Source organism: Clostridia bacterium (assembly GCA_035561135.1).
Taxonomy (GTDB): Bacteria; Acidobacteriota; Terriglobia; order Terriglobales; family Acidobacteriaceae; genus DATMYA01.
The window spans coordinates 26,273-46,438 of sequence record DATMYA010000006.1 but is presented as its reverse complement, the minus strand read 5'-3'; the positions used below and the strand labels follow the sequence as shown (position 1 = coordinate 46,438).

Annotated in this window: 17 protein-coding genes; 7 read left to right on the top strand and 10 right to left on the bottom strand. The window is 58.7% G+C overall.

Annotated elements, in window-relative coordinates:
* From VN622_00300 to VN622_00290, 3 genes are all read right to left on the bottom strand, one after another.
* Window positions 1–471, bottom strand: a 471-nt coding sequence (locus VN622_00300; GenBank protein ID HWR34294.1) for a transposase, incomplete at its 3' end; no start/stop codon positions are given.
* Window positions 472–746: 275 nt separating this feature from the next.
* Window positions 747–1,472, bottom strand: a complete 726-nt coding sequence (locus tag VN622_00295; protein HWR34293.1) for a tetratricopeptide repeat protein — start codon at window positions 1,470–1,472, stop codon at window positions 747–749.
* Window positions 1,473–1,833: 361 nt separating this feature from the next.
* Window positions 1,834–2,904 carry an RDD family protein gene (locus VN622_00290; protein ID HWR34292.1) on the bottom strand — a complete coding sequence of 357 codons (1,071 nt, stop codon included), beginning with the start codon at window positions 2,902–2,904 and terminating at the stop codon, window positions 1,834–1,836.
* Window positions 2,905–3,419: 515 nt separating this feature from the next.
* Here VN622_00290 and lptD point away from each other — a divergent pair.
* On the top strand, window positions 3,420–5,711 hold the full coding sequence (lptD, locus tag VN622_00285; protein ID HWR34291.1) for an LPS assembly protein LptD: 2,292 nt from the start codon (window positions 3,420–3,422) through the stop codon (window positions 5,709–5,711).
* A 151-nt stretch (window positions 5,712–5,862) separates the two neighbouring features.
* Here the strand turns inward: lptD and purE are convergent, their stop codons facing one another.
* Entirely contained in the window at window positions 5,863–6,378 is a 516-nt protein-coding gene (gene purE, locus VN622_00280; GenBank protein HWR34290.1) for a 5-(carboxyamino)imidazole ribonucleotide mutase, read from the bottom strand.
* Window positions 6,379–6,434: 56 nt separating this feature from the next.
* Complete coding sequence (gene purD, locus VN622_00275; GenBank protein ID HWR34289.1) at window positions 6,435–7,715, bottom strand: phosphoribosylamine--glycine ligase; 1,281 nt, start codon at window positions 7,713–7,715, stop codon at window positions 6,435–6,437.
* Window positions 7,716–7,914: 199 nt separating this feature from the next.
* Here purD and VN622_00270 point away from each other — a divergent pair, with 199 nt between their 5' ends.
* On the top strand, window positions 7,915–9,255 hold the full coding sequence (locus VN622_00270; GenBank protein HWR34288.1) for an Nramp family divalent metal transporter: 1,341 nt from the start codon (window positions 7,915–7,917) through the stop codon (window positions 9,253–9,255).
* 170 nt (window positions 9,256–9,425) lie between these two features.
* On the top strand, window positions 9,426–12,263 hold the full coding sequence (acnA, locus tag VN622_00265) for an aconitate hydratase AcnA (GenBank protein ID HWR34287.1): 2,838 nt from the start codon (window positions 9,426–9,428) through the stop codon (window positions 12,261–12,263).
* A 79-nt stretch (window positions 12,264–12,342) separates the two neighbouring features.
* Here acnA and VN622_00260 read toward each other — a convergent pair whose 3' ends face one another.
* A complete protein-coding gene (locus VN622_00260) occupies window positions 12,343–13,272 on the bottom strand; it encodes a redoxin domain-containing protein (protein ID HWR34286.1) in 930 nt (309 codons plus the stop codon).
* A 284-nt stretch (window positions 13,273–13,556) separates the two neighbouring features.
* On the opposite strand from VN622_00260, the gene VN622_00255 reads away from it, so the two are divergent.
* Window positions 13,557–14,042 carry a redoxin domain-containing protein gene (locus VN622_00255; protein HWR34285.1) on the top strand — a complete coding sequence of 162 codons (486 nt, stop codon included), beginning with the start codon at window positions 13,557–13,559 and terminating at the stop codon, window positions 14,040–14,042.
* Window positions 14,043–14,390: 348 nt separating this feature from the next.
* Window positions 14,391–15,047, top strand: coding sequence for a thioredoxin domain-containing protein (locus tag VN622_00250; GenBank protein ID HWR34284.1), 657 nt, complete (start codon window positions 14,391–14,393; stop codon window positions 15,045–15,047).
* Window positions 15,048–15,105: 58 nt separating this feature from the next.
* On the opposite strand, the gene VN622_00245 is transcribed toward VN622_00250, so the two are convergent.
* The 3 genes from VN622_00245 to VN622_00235 all read right to left on the bottom strand — a co-directional run bounded on the left by VN622_00245 (window position 15,106) and on the right by VN622_00235 (window position 18,099).
* On the bottom strand, window positions 15,106–15,858 hold the full coding sequence (locus VN622_00245) for a hypothetical protein (protein HWR34283.1): 753 nt from the start codon (window positions 15,856–15,858) through the stop codon (window positions 15,106–15,108).
* A gap of 596 nt (window positions 15,859–16,454) precedes the next feature.
* Window positions 16,455–17,207, bottom strand: coding sequence for a YIP1 family protein (locus VN622_00240; GenBank protein HWR34282.1), 753 nt, complete (start codon window positions 17,205–17,207; stop codon window positions 16,455–16,457).
* Window positions 17,208–17,307: 100 nt separating this feature from the next.
* Complete coding sequence (locus tag VN622_00235) at window positions 17,308–18,099, bottom strand: ATP-binding cassette domain-containing protein (GenBank protein ID HWR34281.1); 792 nt, start codon at window positions 18,097–18,099, stop codon at window positions 17,308–17,310.
* 125 nt (window positions 18,100–18,224) lie between these two features.
* Between VN622_00235 and VN622_00230 the strand changes: the two genes are divergently transcribed.
* Window positions 18,225–18,689 (top strand): YcxB family protein, encoded by a 465-nt coding sequence (locus tag VN622_00230; protein HWR34280.1) that lies wholly within the window; start codon window positions 18,225–18,227, stop codon window positions 18,687–18,689.
* A gap of 144 nt (window positions 18,690–18,833) precedes the next feature.
* Here VN622_00230 and VN622_00225 read toward each other — a convergent pair whose 3' ends face one another.
* Window positions 18,834–19,238, bottom strand: a complete 405-nt coding sequence (locus VN622_00225) for a hypothetical protein (GenBank protein ID HWR34279.1) — start codon at window positions 19,236–19,238, stop codon at window positions 18,834–18,836.
* Between the two features lie 212 nt (window positions 19,239–19,450).
* Here VN622_00225 and rpe point away from each other — a divergent pair, with 212 nt between their 5' ends.
* A complete protein-coding gene (gene rpe, locus VN622_00220) occupies window positions 19,451–20,125 on the top strand; it encodes a ribulose-phosphate 3-epimerase (GenBank protein HWR34278.1) in 675 nt (224 codons plus the stop codon).
* The last annotated feature ends 41 nt before the right edge of the window (window positions 20,126–20,166 follow it).

The following is a 20,166-nucleotide window of genomic DNA, read 5'->3' as shown; positions in this document are numbered from 1 at the left end:
GATCTCAACAGGTCCGATCTCAGCCGTGGCGTAGTGGCGGAAACTGCTCCAAGGCCAGTCCTCCGGATTGGCACATAGGCCACGCTTTACTGAGTTGCGGTGGATGTAGCGCAGCTTCTGAACAAAGCTCTGGTGAGAGCGCACATTGTGGTCGTAGTAAACGGTTCTGCCAGAAAGGCGTTCCGGACCGCTGCGGAAGGGGGCGAGCTTTCGGGCGACGGAAATTTTCAGCGCTTGAATGGCTTGCGCCAAGGTGCCGATCTCGGGCTCGGAGATGAGCAGGTGGACGTGTTCGGGCATCAGTGTGAATCCGTAGACAGGGAAGCGATGATTGCGGCGCATGCGTTCCAAGGAATCGATGAATACGTCACACGGACGAGCGTCAGCGAGACGCCGTTGCCGCTTGTAACAACTGAAGGTCACGAAGTACGACTGATTCGTCTCGTGGTATCGCTCGAGCCCGTACGGCATGCAAAAAGGGTAGCACTGTCACAAAGGAAAGCCCCACATCTGCGAACACCGCGCAGATGTGGGGCACCGTCACCGATGGGTTGAGATATGGGCCACCAGCCTCGGAGAAAAAGGCACCACCTCCGGCCGCGCAGAACAAGGCCGCCGCTGCCACGGCAGGACGGTAATTTGGCAGGATCGTCAGCCGCTAAAGAACCTCGGCAGCTAAAAGAAAAACCCTCCCAGATTTCACTCCGGGAGGGTTTCGTTTGTTCTGGTTTCGGAACGAATGAGGTTCACCCACTGCTGTGATTCTTGAACTCCTTTGCTCGTTCTGACCAGTACTTCGCTTGCTGCGGATTAGGGCGAACACCACGGCCGGTCTCGTACAGGTGCGCTACATTGTACGCGGCATCGTCGTGCCCCTTCCGTGCAGCTTTGAGATACCATTTCATGGCTTCCTTCGGGTTTTCTAAAACACCTTCGCCACGACTGAAGCAGACCCCAACTGAGAACTGCGCTTCACCATAGCCCAACTTGGCGGCTGCCATCTCGTACCTAAAACCTTTGGCAACGTCCTTCCTGACGCCTCGACCATAGCGATAGCAGTAGCCCAGCATGTGCAACGCCTCAGGCACTTTTTGCTTGGCTGATTTCACGAACCATCCGAAGGCGGCTCGATAGTTTCGCTTCACTCCACGGCCTTCGTAGTAGGCCAGACCCAGGTTAAACTGAGCCTCCGAGTTTCCTACCCTCGCAGCTTTCCTGTAACACGCTACAGCTCGCGACGGTGCCTTCTTCGTCCCGATCCCGTAATCAAAAAACGTTCCCAGAGCTGCGACCGCTTCATTGGAACCCGCTTCTGCTGCATCCGACATCACCGCAAACACTTCATGCCAGTTTTGATTTGTTTCGTTGCGGAGGTAGAGCTTCATCGCGCTTTTGAACATCCCATCAGCGTTACGCATTTGCCCCCGCTGTTGTTGTTGCTGTTGGTTTGCGTTTTTATTCCTGCTCTCCACTATTGAGTTCCAGAGGAGTGGTCAGAACCATTCCAACGACGCCTATTGCTCGGCCTAGGAAACCTAGCCCTTTCCCAGGCTGGTGGCCCACATCTCAACTCTTCGGTGACGGTGCCCCACATCCGCGCGGTGTTCGCAGATGTGGGTCTTGTGGGCAGGGTGGCCCACCCCTAAACTCTCGTTCATATTGACCGTCTGTCTCTGGGTGCCCCGTCCTAGCTCCGCTAGAGCGGGTAGTTAGAGGTTCAGACCAGTCCGCGTTTCACCGGATTGCGATGCATGCACTTCAACTTCTCGATTCGTTTGCCTTCGCTGAGTCGCAGTAGCAAGCCAGAAGGCCTCGCGCAAGCGCGAGTGGACGCTAACTCACTGGAGCTACATAGGTCCGGCTGATGCGATCGTGCCAGCAGAGCATGTCCGGATCGACGTAAGCCCATACGAATCCGAGGCCCATCGATGCGCCTGAGAGCACTAGCGCCAGCGCGCGGGTTTTGCGTTGCGCCCAGTTCGGATGCCGGCCTTCGAACGTTCGGAGCGTGATTCCCGCCATCTGCATGCCTACAGTGCGCCCGCAATATACGAGCAACAGATACTGGTAAACGCACCAGAAGAAGCACGGCACGATGGCCGCCGCAATCGCCATTGGCTTCGTATGCGGCAGCGCGGGGATCATCGTCCAGACGATCAACTCGAACACGGCGGAGGCTGCCAATACGAGCAACCAGTCCATCAGGCCGGCATAAGCGCGCACGGGAATCATCGCCACGCGCAGCGGAATCTCGAATTCGGATTTCGCTTGCTGAAGTGGCTCGCTCTCTTCTTCCGGATCAAGATGGATTTCCGCGAACAGTGCGCCCTGGATGGTCGGCATGACCTCTTCGGGCACGTCCAGAATGCGGGGCCGGTTCATCACAGGGTCGGCTAGTTCGTCGGCCGTTTGCCTCGGCATGGTAGCCATGAGCGGCTTGGGGAAAAATATGACGTTGGAATCCGTTCGCGCAGCCTCGGACGCTTCGGGTTCAACCGCAGCACGCGGCGTGTCGAAGTCGAAATCGGGATCGTAGTCGCTTGCCGCAGCCGTGCTCTGGGCCGGAGGGCCTGAGTACAGCCACTCGCTTTCCGCATCGACGGGCGAAGCCGGGCCGGCAGTTGCATGCGCGAGCGGGATATCGACCGCTGCTGGCTGCTCGTAGGCGGCATTCGCGCGACGATAGAAGTCTGTGTCGGCCGCTTCCGTTCTCCGCGCCGGCGGTGGCTGCTGCGTCGATTGCGCTTCGGTTTCGAAATCGAGCCGCATTGACTGATCGCCCTCGATCTTGCGGCGGCGCTTCGCACGATAGCGACTCACGCGCGATGCGACCTCGCTGCGCCACGGTTCGTTCTGCGTGGCCTCAGCCAGCGTCGGTTCGTATTCTGGTTCGGCAGAATGCATTATTTCTGTTCCTGATAAGCCGGAATGACCGGGCAGAAGAGCGCGAGTATGGGAGGTCGCTTAATACCGGAAGATTGGGTCTGTTTGGATCGAGCGGAACCGCAACAGGCGCGCATCTGCGCTGTAGCGACACGCCTGCGATGCGCGTCATAAGACGCGTTCGTGGCGCCGCCCTCCGGCCATGCCGGTCTGCGGAACGAAGAGACCATCAACGGATTGGGAGAACCAGAGCGAGCGGCTTGTCCAGCACGACTTGCCGAGACTTCAAAGCAACTTTGCCGGGTAGGCTGTTGCGTGCTACCTTGCGAAGTTCGAACAAGTACGTGCCAATGACTTGCCGCAGACGATTGAATATCACAGTAAAACTCGTAAGTCACTTCCTTCTACTCTGGTTGCTAGTTACCAGCCAGTGGCTAGTTGCGCAAGAATTGCCACCCAACGTCCCCAGCCAGCCTGCAGCCGCAGCTTCCACACGCCCTGCTACCGGACTGGAGCGCCCTCTGCCCGGAGAGGAAGTGATCATCCGCGCGCGCGAACAGGAAAAATCCGGGGATATTTACCGCCTCCGCGGCGAGGTCGAGGTGAGCTTCCGCATGTTCACCTTCCGCGCTACCGAGATCACGTACAACTCCGCTTCCGGCGATCTTGAGGCGATCGGCCATGTCATGTTTGACGGCGGTCCGCACGATGAACACCTGGAAGCCAGTCGCGCCACTTACAACGTCAACACGGAAAGCGGCAAGTTCTACAACGTCATCGGCACCGTCGGCGCGAGTTTTCGTGGACGCAACGTCGTACTCACCACCTCGAATCCTTTCGTCTTCTCCGGCAAGCTCGTCGAGAAGAGTGGGCGCGACCGCCTTATCGTGCATCGAGGCAGCATCACTTCGTGTTCGATGCCCAAGCCCAAGTGGACCTTCGAGGCCGAAAAGATCGATGTCGTGGTTGGCGAAGATGCGAAGATGTATCACAGTACGTTTCGCATACGGCGCATTCCGATCTTCTACTTTCCCTATGTGCAGCATCCGGTTGAGAACCTCGGCCGGCAAAGTGGATTCCTGATCCCCACCATCGGCCGGTCTTCGCGCAAGGGCAACATCCTCGGCGAATCGTTTTTTTGGGCCATTAACCGCAGTGCCGATGCGACGATAGGAGCGGAATACTTCTCGCGGCGGGGATGGAGCCAGCACGGCGAATTCCGCGCCAGGCCCAGTGAGAAGTCAAACGTCGAACTGCGCTACTTCGGCGTTTTCGATCGCGGCTTTGGACCCACCGGGCAGGATCAGGGCGGCCAAGATATTCGACTCAATACGGATATCGAACTGCCGCACGGATTCCGTGCGGTGACGAACGTGAACTATCTCAGCTCGTTCCTCTTCCGGCTCGCTTTTTCGGAAACGTTTTCGCAGGCCGTCAACTCAGAGGTCAAGTCGGTCGTCTTCATCTCGAAGAGCTATAACGGGTTCTCGTTCGGCGGCATGAGTTCGCGTTACCAGAACTTCCAAAGCACCGCGCCCGGGGACCGCATCCTGATCGCGCACGCGCCGACCTTCGAGGCATCCAGCGTGGAGCGCCGCATCGGCGGCACGCGCGCGATGTGGTCGTTCGATGCCTCTGCCGAAGGCGTCACCCGCCGCGAACCGGATTTTGTCACCGCCGATCTCGTCGGACGCTTCGATTTAGCCCCGCGTCTCTCACTGCCTTTGATAATCAAGGGCTGGAGCCTGCGTGCGGATGCCGGACTACGCGACACCTTCTACACTCAGCGACTGCAACCCACGCCGACAACGGTCGGCACACTCATCAATGACACGCTGGAGCGCCATGCAGTAGAAGGGGCCGTCGAGCTACGTCCCCCCAGCATCTCTCGCGTCTTTGATCGCACCGTCCTCGACCGCAAGCTCAAGCACACCATTGAGCCGCGAGTCATCTATCGTTACGTCGCCGGTGTCGATTCCTTTCCGGCGACCATTCGCTTCGACGCCCGCGATATTTTGAGCAACACCAGCGAAGTCGAAGTTGGATTCGTGAACAGTATCTACGCCAAACGCACGGGCAACGGCAAACAACGTGAGTGCGCGCCCGAAGTGCAACCAGAGCGCAAGGGCAACGAAAATGAGGCGGGCACCATCGCCGGCGAGGCTGCCGTGCCGAAGCGCTGTGAGGACTCCGGCGTTGTAACTCGTGAAGTGTTGCGCTGGGAGCTCGCGCAAAAGTATTTCTTGAACCAGGACTTCGGTGGCGCACTCGTCCCGGGACGGCGCAACGTCTTCACTACTACCGCCGACTTAACCGGGATCGCCTTTCTGACCGAGCCACGCCGCTTGTCGCCCTTCGTCTCTCGTCTGCGCGTGCTCACCAGCGCCAACACCGACGTGCAATGGAACCTCGACTACGATCCGCGGAAAGGCCGCATTAACGCCAGCACCGTGCTGGCGAACTACCGTATAGGCGATTTCTTCTTTGGCGGCAGTCACGCCTTCCTGCACGCGCCGGGCGAGGTGATGACCCTTGGGCCGAGTGATGCGCAGGAGCGATTCAGCCAGTTCCGCATCCTGCTCGGCTTCGGACATCCGAACAAGCGCGGTTTCAGTGCAGGCGCCAGCACCGGGTTCGATGCCAATTTCGGGTTCCTGCAATACTCGTCTGCGCAGACCAGCTATAACTGGGATTGTTGTGGCGTCAGCGTGGAATACCGGCGCTTCGCGCTCGGCTCCGTGCGAAATGAGAATCAATTTCGCTTCGCGTTTACCCTGGCGAACGTGGGCACGTTCGGAAATCTGCGCCGTCAGGAGCGCTTGTTCTAACAGGCAGCAAACACGGACTCAGCGGCTTAAAGCCCCCTTTTCAATCAGCGCACGCCAGACGGCGTGCCCCTTCAAAGAACTTAGTTCCAGCAGCCTGCAAAAAGTTCTATTGCTGCTGAGGTGCGTTAGCTCGGATGAGCCGCTCGCCGCGCTATCGCTTATTTGCGCGAGCTTCCTGCAATTTCCTGGACTTTACTTCCACTCCGTTGGCCAGCTTCTCTTTGTGCGCTTCGAGTTTTTTTGCTACGGACTCATCGCCAACGGCGAGTATCTGCGCGGCCAGAATACCGGCATTCGTCGCGCCAGCTCTTCCGATCGCGACTGTCGCAACGGGAATGCCTGCGGGCATCTGCACCATCGCGAGCAGGGAGTCCAGTCCGTTCAGAGGCGTCGAGGCGATCGGCACTGCAATCACCGGCAGAGTGGTTTCGGCGGCTATTACGCCCGCGAGGTGTGCGGCGCCGCCCGCTCCCGCAATGATCACCTTCACGCCGCGCTTCCGTGCGCTGCGCGCCAGTTCGCCGGTTCGGGCGGGCGAACGGTGCGCCGAAGCGATGTCGATCTCATAGCCAATGCCGAACTCGTCCAGTGCCTTTGCGGTTTCGTTCATCACCTCGAGATCCGAGTCGCTACCCATCACGATTGAAACGAGCGTTCTGTGTGTCATCGCACCTCTGCGGTTCTTGTAAATGAAATCAGCGCATACCATTTGCGCGTTCACTGCTACTTTGCGGCTTGCTTCAGACCCCGGACGGCAATGTCCTTGCGGTAGTGCATGTCCTCGAAGTGAATCTTCCCGGTCGCTTCATAGGCGCGCGAAACCGCCTCCTGCAATGTGGTGCCGCGAGCAGTTACACCCAGCACGCGCCCTCCAGATGTGTAGAACGCGCCATCGCGCTTGTCGGTTCCCGCGTGAAATACCTTCACGCCGGGGAGTTCATCAGCGGCCTCAATACCTTGTATGCGCTTCCCAACCTCGAAGGCACCCGGGTAGCCGCCGGAAGCCACTACAACGCAAACCGCTGCATCACTCGACCACTTGAAATCACCATCGCTGACGCGCCCTTCGATGCTCGCTTCGATGGCTTCGACCAGGTCGCTCTCCATGCGCATAAGGATTGGCTGCGTCTCCGGGTCGCCCAATCTGCAATTGAACTCCAGCACGACGGGGCCGCGCGCCGTCATCATCAGTCCGCAGTAAAGAATGCCTTTATATTCTGCGCCTTCCGCGGCCATTCCGGCCACGACCGGGCGCGCGACGTGGGCGATCAGCCAGTCCCGCATCTTGTCGTCCACGATGTTGGCCGTGGAGTACGCCCCCATGCCGCCCGTGTTTGGGCCAGTGTCGCCGTCGCCTACGCGCTTGTGATCCTGTGCCGCGACCAGCGGAGCTACGCGCTCGCCATCGCTCATCACCAGGAACGAAAGCTCTTCGCCTTCAAGAAACTCTTCCACCACCACGCGCCGGCCAGCGTCGCCAAGCATCTTTCCGCTGAGCATCTCGGCCGCGACCGTCGTGGCCTCTTCTTTGGTCTTGGCGATGACCACGCCTTTACCCGCGGCGAGTCCATCGGCCTTCACCACGATTGGAGGATGGAAGTGCGCCAGCGCGTCCTTCACTTCCTGATCCGTTGTGCAGATGGCGTAGCGTGCCGTAGGAATGCGATGCCGCTGCATGAACTCCTTGGCGAAGCTCTTGCTTGATTCCAGCCGTGCCGCAGCCTGCGTCGGCCCAAAAATGGGCCAACCGCGCCGCTGGAACTCATCCACGACGCCCATCATCAGCGGCAATTCCGGCCCGACAACGGTCAGGTCCGGACGGATTCGATTCGCGATCTCAACGATGGAGTCCACGCTCTTCAGGTCCACGGCGACGCATTCCGCCGCATCGCAGATGCCCCCGTTTCCCGGAGCGCAAAACAACTCAGTCACCCTCGGCGATTGCCGCAGCTTCCATACCAGCGCGTGCTCGCGACCGCCACTACCCAGAACCAGAACTCTCATTTTCTTTCACCCGCGCTGGCGCAAACTTCGCGCCGAAGCCAAGACACTCCTGCAAAGGTTATGGATTCCATTGTACTTGTGTCAATCAGTGCAACAGAACATTGCCGAACGCCAGATGGGAGCGCCGTTGTTCGGCTCCAAGCTTGTTCATGGGTTATGATTTCGAACTTGCGTTCCAACTCCGGGGAGGGCGGAGAAGATGAAAATTCAGGAACGTGCATGGCGGCGGGAAGTTCACACGCCCAGCCTTCCAGAGATCCACTCCAGCCTGCCAATACCAGTGGCGCCGGGATTTCTGCGCAAACTGATAGCCTTCGCCGGGCCTGGCTTTCTCGTTGCGGTTGGATACATGGATCCCGGCAATTGGGCCACCGACCTGGCCGCCGGTTCCCGTTATAACTATCGTCTCCTGTTCGTCATCATGCTCTCCAACCTGATGGCGATCCTGCTCCAGAGTCTCTGCATCAAGCTTGGCGTCGTCAGCGGACGCGACCTCGCGCAGGCATGTCGCGACCACTACAGCCGCCCCGTCAGCTTCATGCTTTGGATACTTGCCGAGATAGCCATCGCCGCCTGCGACCTGGCAGAGGTGATCGGCTCGGCAATCGCCCTCAACCTGCTCTTCCGAATCCCGCTGATTGTGGGCGTCTGCATTACGGCGCTCGACGTACTTCTGATTCTGTTCCTGGAGAACAAGGGATTTCGCTATATCGAAGCCATCATCCTCGTGCTCACGGGCACCATCGGCGTCTGCTTCGGGCTTGAAATACTTTTTTCCCGGCCAGAAGTTGGCGGCATCGCGCACGGCTTCCTCGTCCCTTCGCCCGAACTGCTCCAGAATCCCGAGATGCTGTACATCGCCATTGGCATCCTCGGGGCCACTGTAATGCCGCACAATCTGTACTTGCACTCTGCCGTGGTGCAGACGCGCAATTTTGAGCGCACGCCCGAGGGCAAGCGCGAAGCGATCAAGTTCTGCAACATCGATTCCGCCGTTGCGCTGACTTTTGCGCTGTTCGTTAACGCTGCCATCCTCATCGTCGCTGCCGCAACCTTCTACCGCAGCGGCAACCACGAAGTTGCCGAGATACAGGACGCCTATAAACTACTTTCGCCCCTTCTCGGCGCAAAGTTCGCCAGCGGCCTCTTCGCCTTTGCCTTGCTTGCCTCGGGGCAGAATTCCACCCTCACAGGTACGCTTGCAGGTCAAATCGTGATGGAAGGCTTCATGAACCTGCGAGTGCGTCCGTGGCTGCGCAGGCTCATCACGCGCCTGGTCGCCATCATTCCTGCCGTCATCGTCACGGCCGTCAGCGGAGAGAGCGGCACGGCTCGCTTGCTGGTGCTCAGCCAGGTCGTCCTCAGCATGCAACTCAGCTTCGCCGTCTTTCCGCTCATCATCTTCACCGGTGACAAATTGAAGATGGGCGAATTCGTCAATCCGACCTGGGTAAAACTGCTCTCCTGGATCGTGGCGATTGTCATTGCTTTGCTCAACGCCTGGCTGCTCGCGCAGGCGTTCACCGCCTGGATCAGGTAGCGCGAATTGAGTCCTCGTTGCAGGCCAGGCTTGTGCAGGCGTTGCTTGCTGCTGACAGCGATGCCCTGCAGGTCGTAAACTACTTGTTTCGGCAAGGCTTGTGCAGATGTGGGGACACTTGCGGCGCTTCGCCGATCTCTTTCGTTCGATTCCATTTTGAAGGCGTGTTCATGAATACTTTCGGCAGCCGTTCTGTCCTTCGCGTCGGCAAACGCGAATACGAGATCTACCGCATCCATGCGCTTGACAAGCAGGGCATCAGCACCACTGGATTGCCCTATTCGCTTCGCATCCTGCTTGAGAACCTGCTGAGGCGGGAAGATGGGCGTGCCGTTACCGCGGATACCATTCGCTCGCTCACATGCTCGAGTGGCAAGAGCATGCCCTCAGATGAAATCGCATTCATGCCTTCGCGCGTGCTGTTGCAGGATTTCACGGGCGTTCCGGCGGTCGTCGATCTCGCCGCTATGCGAGATGCCATGAAGCGCCTTGGCGGCGATCCGTCGCTCATCAATCCTATGCAGCCGGCAGAGTTAGTCATAGACCACTCCGTGCAGGTAGATGAGTTTGGAAATTCCTGGGCGTTCAAAGTCAATGCCGACCTCGAATTCCAGCGCAACAAGGAACGCTACACGTTCTTGCGCTGGGGACAGACTGGGTTCAAGAATTTCGCCATCGTTCCTCCGGATACCGGCATCGTTCACCAGGTTAATTTGGAGTACCTCGCTCGCGTCGTCTTTGTCCTCGGCGAAGGCGAAACCGGCAAGCCGGTAGCGTATCCCGACACGGTTGTCGGCACCGACTCGCATACCACGATGATCAACGGCCTCGGCGTGCTCGGGTGGGGCGTTGGCGGAATCGAAGCCGAAGCCGCCATGCTAGGCCAGCCGGTGTCGATGCTCATTCCGCAGGTGATCGGCTTCCGCCTTATCGGCCACTTACGCGAAGGCGCTACCGCCACAGATCTCGTGCTCACCATCACCGAGATGCTGCGCAAGAGGGGCGTCGTGGGCAAGTTCGTCGAGTACTTCGGCCCCGGCCTGCCGTCGTTGCCACTCGCGGACCGCGCCACCATCGCCAACATGGCTCCCGAGTACGGCGCTACCTGCGGCATCTTTCCGGTCGATGCGGAGACGCTTCGCTTCATGAAGTTGACGGGCCGGTCGGATGCGCACGTCGCTTTGGTGGAGGCCTACTGCAAGGAGCAGGGACTTTTCCATACAGCCTCCACGCCGCAGGCCGACTACAGCGACGTGCTTGAACTCGACCTCGCTACGGTCGAGCCGTCCATCGCCGGCCCCAAGCGTCCGCAGGATCGCGTACTGCTTTCGACGGCGCACAAGTCGTTTGAAACGGCGCTGCCGGCGCTGATCAAACCGGGCAAGAGCGTGCCGCAGAAGCCTGTCGAGCGCTTCGAGGGCGAGGGCGGCAGTCCGACGGCGCCCGGCGTAGAAGACCAGACCGCACCCGCCGCCGAAAAACCCTTGCTGGTGGATGTTCGTAATGCTCTGCGTCACGGCTCCGTTGTCATAGCGGCCATCACAAGCTGCACAAATACTTCGAATCCTTCGGTCATGATCGCCGCAGGGCTGCTTGCCCGGAAGGCCGTCGAGCACGGGTTGTCGGTTGCGCCCTGGGTTAAGTCGTCGCTCGCTCCCGGCTCCAAGGTTGTGACCGAGTACCTGAACAAAGCAGGGTTGCAGGGATACCTCGACAAGCTGCACTTCAACCTCGTCGGTTATGGCTGTACGACGTGCATCGGCAACAGCGGTCCGCTTCCGCAGGAAATCTCGGACACCATTGCCGAGCAGGACCTCGTCGTTGTCAGCGTGCTCAGTGGCAATCGAAACTTCGAAGGCCGCATCAACTCGGAAGTTCGCGCCAACTACCTGATGTCGCCGCCGCTCGTCGTTGCCTACGCCATTGCCGGACGCATCGACGTTGACGTTTACAACGAGCCGCTGGGTTATGGTGCAAACAACAAGCCGGTTTTCCTGCGCGACATCTGGCCAACGCAGCAGGAAGTGATCGACACCATGGCGTCCTGCATAAGCCCGGAGATGTTCCAGTCCAGCTATGCCGACGTGCTCAAGGGAGACGATCGCTGGCAATCGCTTAATGTGCCCAAGGGCGACACCTTCGCCTGGGACAGTGCCTCGACGTACGTGCAGAACCCGCCTTACTTCGAAGGCATGACGACGACGCCCCCGCCGGTGAAGGGCATCAGCGGAGCCCGCGTCCTGGCCGTGCTCGGCGACAGCGTCACGACAGACCACATCTCCCCCGCCGGAAACATCAAGGCCGACAGCCCCGCGGGTCGTTATCTCCTTGAGCATGGCGTGGAGGTAAAGGACTTCAACTCTTACGGTTCGCGTCGCGGCAACCATGAAGTAATGATGCGCGGCACATTCGCCAACATCCGCCTGCGCAACAAACTTGCGTCGCCGAAGGAAGGTGGCTTCACTCGCCACATCCCATCGAACGAGCCGATGAGCATCTACGACGCCTCGGTGAAGTATCGGGAGGAAGGCGTCCCGCTCGTCATTCTCGCAGGGAAAGAATATGGCTCAGGGTCATCGCGCGACTGGGCTGCGAAAGGTCCGCAACTGCTCGGCGTACGTGCGGTCATCGCGGAAAGCTTTGAACGCATCCACCGCTCGAACCTGGTTGGCATGGGAATCCTGCCGTTGCAGTTCCTTTCAGACGACAACGTTGAAACGCTCGGACTGACGGGCGAAGAGACTTACGAGATCATCGGAGTCGAAGACGCTCTAAAGCTCTTTGCCCCTGGGAAGCACGTCAGCGTCCGCGCGCTGAACGCCGACGGCACCGCCGTCGAGTTCGACGCTACGCTACGCATTGATACCCCGCAGGAAGTGCTCTATTACCAGAATGGCGGCATCCTGCATTACGTGGTGCGCCAGTTGCTGCAAGGGAAAGACAAGCCGGATGCACTCGCAGGCATCAAGACGGTGGCCGATGCAGCCACTGGTTCGAGCGTGACATAAACCTGGGAGATTGATGGATACGCAAGGAAGGCGCGGCCATGGCCGCGCCTTACCTTTTGATCGCTGATTCCAGCTGTTGCTAGATTCCGACGGCTTCGTAGTCGTCGTATCCCGCGGCAGCTTCGCCGCGGCGGTATCCGTGAACGCCGTACGGCATTCGCGATTCGAACCTGCGGCGCCGCAATTCCCGTCCGGCCCACAACCCCAGTGCCACCACGCCAGCCATTACAGCAGCGGTGCCGATTGCCGCACCTGGATTGTCGGCGACAGGACGTGCAATGCGGCCAGCCGTTACCGCCACCTTTCCGGGAAGCCCCATCTGCTCACGGAAGTTCCGGATCGCGTCAGTCCCGCCACGCTCCAGCGCACGATGAGCATTCAGAAACGTCCTCATCGAAGGTGCAGCAAGGTCTTCACCACCATGCACGACCGCGTGATCGACGCCACGCTCCCGTTGCCGTTCGAGCAACTCATCCAGGGCGTCCGCAATCAACATGGGCCGCGTCGCCACGGCACGGAAAGAAACACGGCCACTCTTGTCGATGATGAAAGTTGAATTGGGGATTTGCCCGTACTTGCGATGGACTTTGCCGTTGAGGTCGTCTACCAGGATCGGCATTTCAATTTCATCTTCCTCCCGCAGCATTTCGGCCGCGGCCACTTTGTCCTGCTGCGATTTGTGGGCAGTAAGCTCTTCGCCCGGATGCGCTTCTCGTACATAGACAAAAAGGAATTGCACGTCATCATCGCGGTAATCGTTATAGAGATCGTTCATGCCCTCGATGGAGCCAGCGGTTTGCGGACAGGTTGCCGAGCCGAATGTAAGCACGACGTTCTTCTCGCTCCGGAAGTCGCTCAGGCGGACCTTGTCGCCGTCCAAGGCTCGTAGTTCGAAGTCGGGCGCGCGTTCTCCCGGCTGGGGCGCATGGCCAAACCTTCCCGCCGCAACGTCCCTCAACAAATTCTTTTTGTCGAACCGCTCGTAGTTGTACCCGGATGAGCCGAACATTTTAATTCCTCCTTACGGGATCTCAGAGCTGTCTTCCCCGCGCCGGAAATTCGAATAATGAAAGCTGCCGCCAAACTCGTTTCTGGGCCGGCGGCCACATGAGTGTTATGACCCATCCCGTTCGATGCCCTATGCTTGGCTTTACGTTTGCCTCGAACACGATTTCGGTATCTTCAAGTTCGGAATAGCGCTGCGACTTGCTCCACTGACAGTGGCGCTTTAGAATCGGTCCGGCAGTTCTCGTACTTCATAGGAGAGTTCTGCATTCACAAGCGGAGGATTGAATGGCAGCGCTGAAAGCTGGAGACATGGCGCCCGACTTCGAAATCCCTGCGGTCGTGGGCAACGTAAAAACGAAGGTAAAGCTCAGCGACTATCGGGGAAAGAAGAACGTCGTCATAGCCTTTTATCCGCTGGACTGGACGCCGGTCTGAACGGCCCAGATGCCGGCGTACAACGCGGACCTCGATAAGTTCGCCGGTTTCGATGCCCAGGTTCTGGGCATGAGTGTAGATTCCATACCAAGCCATGTCGCGTGGCAGAAGCGCGAGATAGGTTACCTGGATTATCCGTTGTGCAGCGACTTCTTCCCGCATGGCGACGTTGCCAGGAAGTTCGGGATTCTGCGTGAGGGCGATCCGATCCCGGGTATCAACGAGCGCTCATTATTCATCATCGACAAAGAAGGCAAAATTGCTTTCGGTAAGGTGTACCCGCTCGATCAGCAACCCGATAACGAAGAATGTTTCGACGTGCTTCGTAAGCTCTAATCCAACTGCTTTCACGAACCCCGCCAACCTTGGCGGGGTTTTGGTTTTTCGGACAGGCGCGGCCGAAATTTGAACCCTGCCCCCAGATTGCTGTATCCAAGTACATACGGTCTGGGAAGCAAAGCGTTCGGGCCTTATCTTGGAATTGAAGAGATGCCGGGTGGAGTAGGCCTTCAGGTCTGAATTTAGCAACATGGCTGGGGAGCGGCTATTGGCCGCTGAGGTACGGCTCGACTGCACAGCATTCAGCCGCCGCATTCAGCATGGCGCGAAATCCCAGGAGTTGTGCTGGCATCATTTACCATGGGTGTCAGCACTTGGCACTTCAATCGAAGGACGACGAGAAGAATGATGAAGAACAAGTTCACGGCACTGCTACTCAGCCTTTTGCTCCTGGCCTCATGCACGCTGGCGGTGGCGGCAGACACCTCCTCCCTGCGTCCCCCGAAAGGAGCTAAGGTCGCAATCATCGTCTTTGAGGACGTCCAGTGTCCGGATTGCGCCCGCGCCGAGCCCTTGCTTCAGGAAGCGGTCAAGACTTACAAAATCCCGCTCATTCGTCACGACTTCCCGCTGCCCATGCATAACTGGAGCTTCGAGGCGCACGTCATGGCCCGCTATTTCGATATCAAGTCCAAAGCACTGGGCGAGGAGTTCCGAAGCTTCCTGTTAGAGAACCAGCGCAGCGTCACGCCGCTGAACCTTCGCGGGATAGCCGATCGCTGGGCCGCAGAACACAAGACAACACTGCCGTTTGTTTACGATCCGAAAGGCGAGCTGGCGGCGAAGGTGAAGGCCGACTTCGCTCTCGGCCAGCGTGTCGGAGTCGAGCACACTCCGACGATCTACGTCGTAAGCAACACCCAGCGTGGGACACCGTTCGTGGAAGTCGTCGATCGTTCTCAGCTCTTCCAACTCATTGACAAGATGCTGCGTGAGGCCGCCCCGGTCGCGACCAAGGCGACGAAGCCGGCCAGGAGCACGAAAACCACCGCAAAGCCGTAGCAAACGATATTGCGCAACAGAAGCAGCCCGCCGCGAGCGGGCTACTTCTGGTTGAGGATCACTGCCGTCCTCTGGCCCCGAACTTCCAAGTCAAGGCTAGTTGCGCCCCAACGGATGGTGCGGTTGATGTCAGGCCGACCGGCATCCCGACCTTGATTTCCCAGCGATGGTTCGGCGCAAAAATCGCCTCCGGAACGAAGGCGATGTCCGTCCTGTCCGATGCGAGGTCGTGCACGCCTACGATTTCGATCACAGGGCGAAAGGCTTCGCTGGCCTCATACATTGCGGCGAAGTTGTAGATGACGTTCTTCTCGCGTTCCTCGCCGATGCGAGCAACCGCCGTTTCATAGCCGATGTTGGTGTGCGTCCATAGCCCTCGCAGCAGGTGTGTGTCGATGTTCAATGTTCCGCCTGCACCGACCGAACGCTCGGCCACGCGTTTGTCTCCCGTCGGCAGTTCGACCTCCGGGTTGATGGAAACCGCGAACCTCCGCGAATTGTCTCCCAGAAGCAGCAGCCGATATCCGACTTCCAGATTGCCCGGACGAATGTAGGTCTCTCCCGAATCATGCAGCCGATCCAGCCCAACGCCTATTGAGAACTGCTGGCGCGGAGCGAAGCCGTATTCCAATTCCGCAGGCAGCACCTCGTACAGATCGGCGCGGCGAAGGTATTGATACTTGAGCTGCACGTTGCCCGCACCACGAGTGAACGGAGCCGCGAAGTTCGTATTGATCGGCTCACTGTCGTGGGCAATCAGCCAGCCGGAACAACAGAGAAGCACAACCATCAGCCGCACAAACCTACGCATTCGTACTTCCCATCTTGAATAATCAGAACTTACCGTGTATTGGGTTGCGAATATGCTCGCCGCGGTTGGGTCGTTGGACAACATCTCGGAATCAGGAAGAACGTTATGGTGCCCCACATCTGCCGAACCGGGCCGATGTAGGGTGCCGATTAGAAATATTGGAAAGGGAGTTGTGGGACACCCACCAAGCCTTAGGAGGTAGAGATGCCCTGGAGTGTACGAATACAGGATGAGGTGGGGAGATACCCAACAAACGCGGAATTCTGCCAAGGCGTCTGTCGGCTGCGATTCGATCTCAACCGCTTATGCCAGAAAGGCGTTTCCGGATCGCTGCGGAAGGGGGCGCTCGGAGGACGGAAATTTTCAGCGCCTGTTACAAAGGAAAGCCCCGGATCTGCGAACACCGCGCAGATGTGGGGAACGTCACCGAAGAGTTGAGATAGGCGTCACCAGCCAGTACAAAGCAGATTCTTCGCTTTGCTCAAGGATGACACTTCTTCTTTTTGCGTGCGCTTGTCAGCCATGTGAAACGGGGGAGCGCTTATGCGCTCCCCTGCTTTTTCAAGCTGACAAGTCTGTGCAGTGTTCCGTCCTCATCAGAAGGCAGATGCGAATCCGGCTCCAATCAACTTCACGACGATGTACCAACCGAAGATGACTGCGAATGCCGTGCCACGCTTCACCTTGCTGTTGGACGAGAATCCAATGGCCATCAGCACAATGCTCCAGATCACGATGATGTCCAGCGCCGAGGCCATTCCATAGAGAAACTTATGCTGGGTTACATCCATGAAGTAGGCGGGGTTCGTGGCTACGGGGTTGCGAATACTGAATCCATCGGGGTCTACGCCGGCGTACAAGGTCACCATGCCAAGCAGTGAGGTCACAAGCGATGGCAGCCAGCCATAGAAGACAATCGCCAGCGCCGTCTTGTACCCGATCGTTGCGCCTATCCCAAAGTTGAAAGTCGCCATCAGTACGGCGGCAATTAACAATGCCGAGATCAGCAGGATCAGGGGAGACATGTAACCCGAAACCTTGCCGATCGTGACCTGCATGTCCATGGCGCGGTCGCGTTGTTCGGCCGGCATCTTGTCGAACTGTTCGACGGCTCGCGGGTTCTTCGCAATCTCGTTCTGCATGATGCGTTCCCAGCCAACCTTCTGGCCCATCGTGAAGACGAACAGCATTGACATGACGGACAAGAGAAGCCAGGGCATCCACCAGCTTGCATTGTTGCGGATGTCGATGAAAGTTCTTGATGGCGCGACGAAGGTATTGATGACGCGTTGCGGTTCTGAGAGTCGCATCACTTCCGGCGCAAGTTGCGGAGCGGTAGACGAGCTCATCCTTTAAGACTCCTGTTCAGCTCGATGGGGCTTTAGCGTTGCGGATTGTACCACCGCGATGCGCTGCGCACGTATTGGGAATGGTTGTGCGCGTTCCCCGTCAGGCGCGGATTTCCGGCGTGGCCGCCAGCAGCGAACGCGTGTATGGATGCCGAGGCGCGGTTGTGATCTGCTCCGTTGACCCAACCTCCAGCAGTTTGCCGCTCTGCATGACGGCTATGCGCGTTGCGAGATACCGAACAACGGGCATGGAGTGCGAGATAAACAGGTACGTAAGACCGAAGTCGCGCTGTAGTTGCGCGAGCAGGTTGACGATCTGCGCGCCTACGCTGACATCGAGGGCCGACACAGGTTCGTCGGCAACGATGAACTTCGGTCGCAGAGCCAGTGCGCGTGCAATCCCGACGCGCTGCCGCTGACCTCCGCTGAACTCGTGCGGGTAGCGCGCCAGCGCCGAAGAATCCAGCCCGACGGCGCGCAGCAAATCCTCAGCCCGGCGGCGGCGCTCCGTGGACGAAAGCTTTTCGTGGATTTTGAAAGGCTCGGTAACGATCTGCTCGACGTTGAGGCGCGGGTCCAGCGACCCGAAGGGGTCCTGGAAGATGATCTGCATGTCGCGCCGCATCCTGCGCATTTCGCGGACTGAGAGAGCTGTAAGGTCGCGACCTGCGAAGCGCACAATTCCTGACGTAGGTTCAATCAGTCGCAGGATCAGTCGGCCGAGCGTGCTTTTGCCGGAGCCGGATTCGCCGACCAGTCCGAGCGTCTCTCCTTGTTCGATCGTGAGCGAAACATCGTCAACGGCGCGCACTTCGCCATGCGCTCGACCGCCGTAAGCGGATTCACCAAGCGGATAGATTTTGACCAGATTCTCGACTTCGATCAGCGCCACGGTTTGTGATGGTAGCAGAGCCGGACTCCGGCGGAGGCCGGGCCGCGAGATTCGAGTTGTCGCCGCGCACTCAACTGTGCTGCACTAGGCGCGTGCAACCCATTGAAGCGCAATTTGATTTCACGATGGACGATTTCGCCGACGCGCAGCGGGCCAACCTGGCCGAGGCTTCCGAGCAGCGCTGGCGCTGGATCTCGCTCTATGTGCTGGCCGTGATGATTTTCGGCATCGGCCTTTATGCGTACATGGAGACCCAGAGAGTCGCCATCAGCATCGGCTTTTGGATCCTGGGCATGATCCTGCTCATGCTGCGACGCTTGAAAGTTGCGGGCGCGACCAGCGCGTTTCGTAAGCAAGCCGAACAGTTTCGTGGAATGAAGCTGATCGTGGACGACGAAGCGATACGTTTCCGCAGCGAAGGACGAAACCTCGCCCTGCCATGGCCGGCGCTAAGACGCTTCCGTGAATCCGAAACCCTGTTCGTCCTCTATCCAAGCGGGGGTTTTCTCGCCATTCCGAAGCGGGCGTTGAGCGAGTCGCAGGTAGAGCAGTTCAGGCAGGCGCTCGTGGAAAAAGTGTCGCAGCGCTGACTCGGGGCGAAGCCGTACTCGGTCGATGCCTGACTTAACACAAGGAATGCACTGGAACCAAGCAAAAAGGCCCGAGCCCAATCAGCTTCGGGCACGGGCCTTTTCTTCCGCGCGGTAAACTTGTTGCCCCTGAAGGGTGTTGGGTCAGGCTGCAGGCCGCATCTCTGCAGGGCGTTCGTACTCTGACGTACTCGTCGGCTGCGGGGTTGCCCTCTTCCGCGTTTTCCGCAACACGACAATGATCAGCAGAATCGCACCGACGGCGCGCCAATCCGGAATAGCGGCTGCTGCCAGAGTGGCCCGCAACACATGTGCGGAAGCTTCCGCGCTGAATCTCTGCATTGCCGGGTTAATGCCTGCGTCGGCGCTCTTGGCAAGTTCCGAGCCGTGCCATCCCGCACGCGCCGGTGCAAACTGCGTAGCATCGTCGGGCGGCTGTTCGAGAAGCTTCTGTATGTCCGGGCGAATCGGCGTAGCGTTCGCATCCAAAACGCCAAAGAGGATGAGGATGCCGGTCGCCAGCAGCGTCGTCATCAAGATTCGAGTCACTAGCCTTTTGCCGGTCACAAGTAATTGGATGCATGGAGAACGGCGAGAAGTTCCAACTTCTCGCTGAAAGCCCTTTTCGGGCCGCCGGGTCAGGCAGGCAACTCGGGAGCGTAAGCCAGATTGTTCTCAGGCCTGTTCTGCTGGGCGGAAATGAGGGCGGCGTACTGTTCAGCGTGTTAGAATTTCCACAGTTACTATAGCGAGAGAAGCCTTTGATCGAGCTTGCGCCGTCAATATTATCGGCCGATTTCGCCCGCCTGGCGGAAGAAGTTCGCCCCGCGGTCGAAGGTGGCGCGACGGTGCTGCACGTCGATGTGATGGATGGCCACTTTGTGCCGAACATTACGATCGGACCTCCGGTTGTGAAATCGCTCCGCAAGGTGACAGACGTCCCTATCGACGTTCACCTGATGATCGAGAATCCGGATCAGTTCATCCCGGCGTTCGTCGATGCAGGAGCGGACTGGATTTCGGTTCACCAGGAAGCGTGTGTTCACCTTCACCGCACGCTGGAACTGATCCGGACGAACGGCGTTCGTGCCGGCGTGGTGCTGAACCCGGCGACTCCTGTGCACGTGCTCGGCGATGTGCTTGAACTGGTGGACTTCGTTCTCGTGATGTCGGTGAACCCTGGCTTCGGAGGTCAGAAGTTCATTCGTCGCTCGCTGGAAAAGATTCGCAAGCTGGTTGTAATGCGCAACGCCAATGGACATGACTTCCGCATCGAGGTAGATGGCGGTGTCGGGCTGGACACCGTTGGAGATGTCGTAAGAGCCGGGGCAGAGATACTTGTGGCTGGCAATGCCGTATTCGGCAAGGGCGACGTGCGTAAGAACGTGCGCGAGTTATTGAAAGCCGCTTCCGAAGCTACGCTGCAAAAGGCATAGCGCTCCCAGGAAAGCCGTTTAAAGGCGCTGCAGGTCTGACC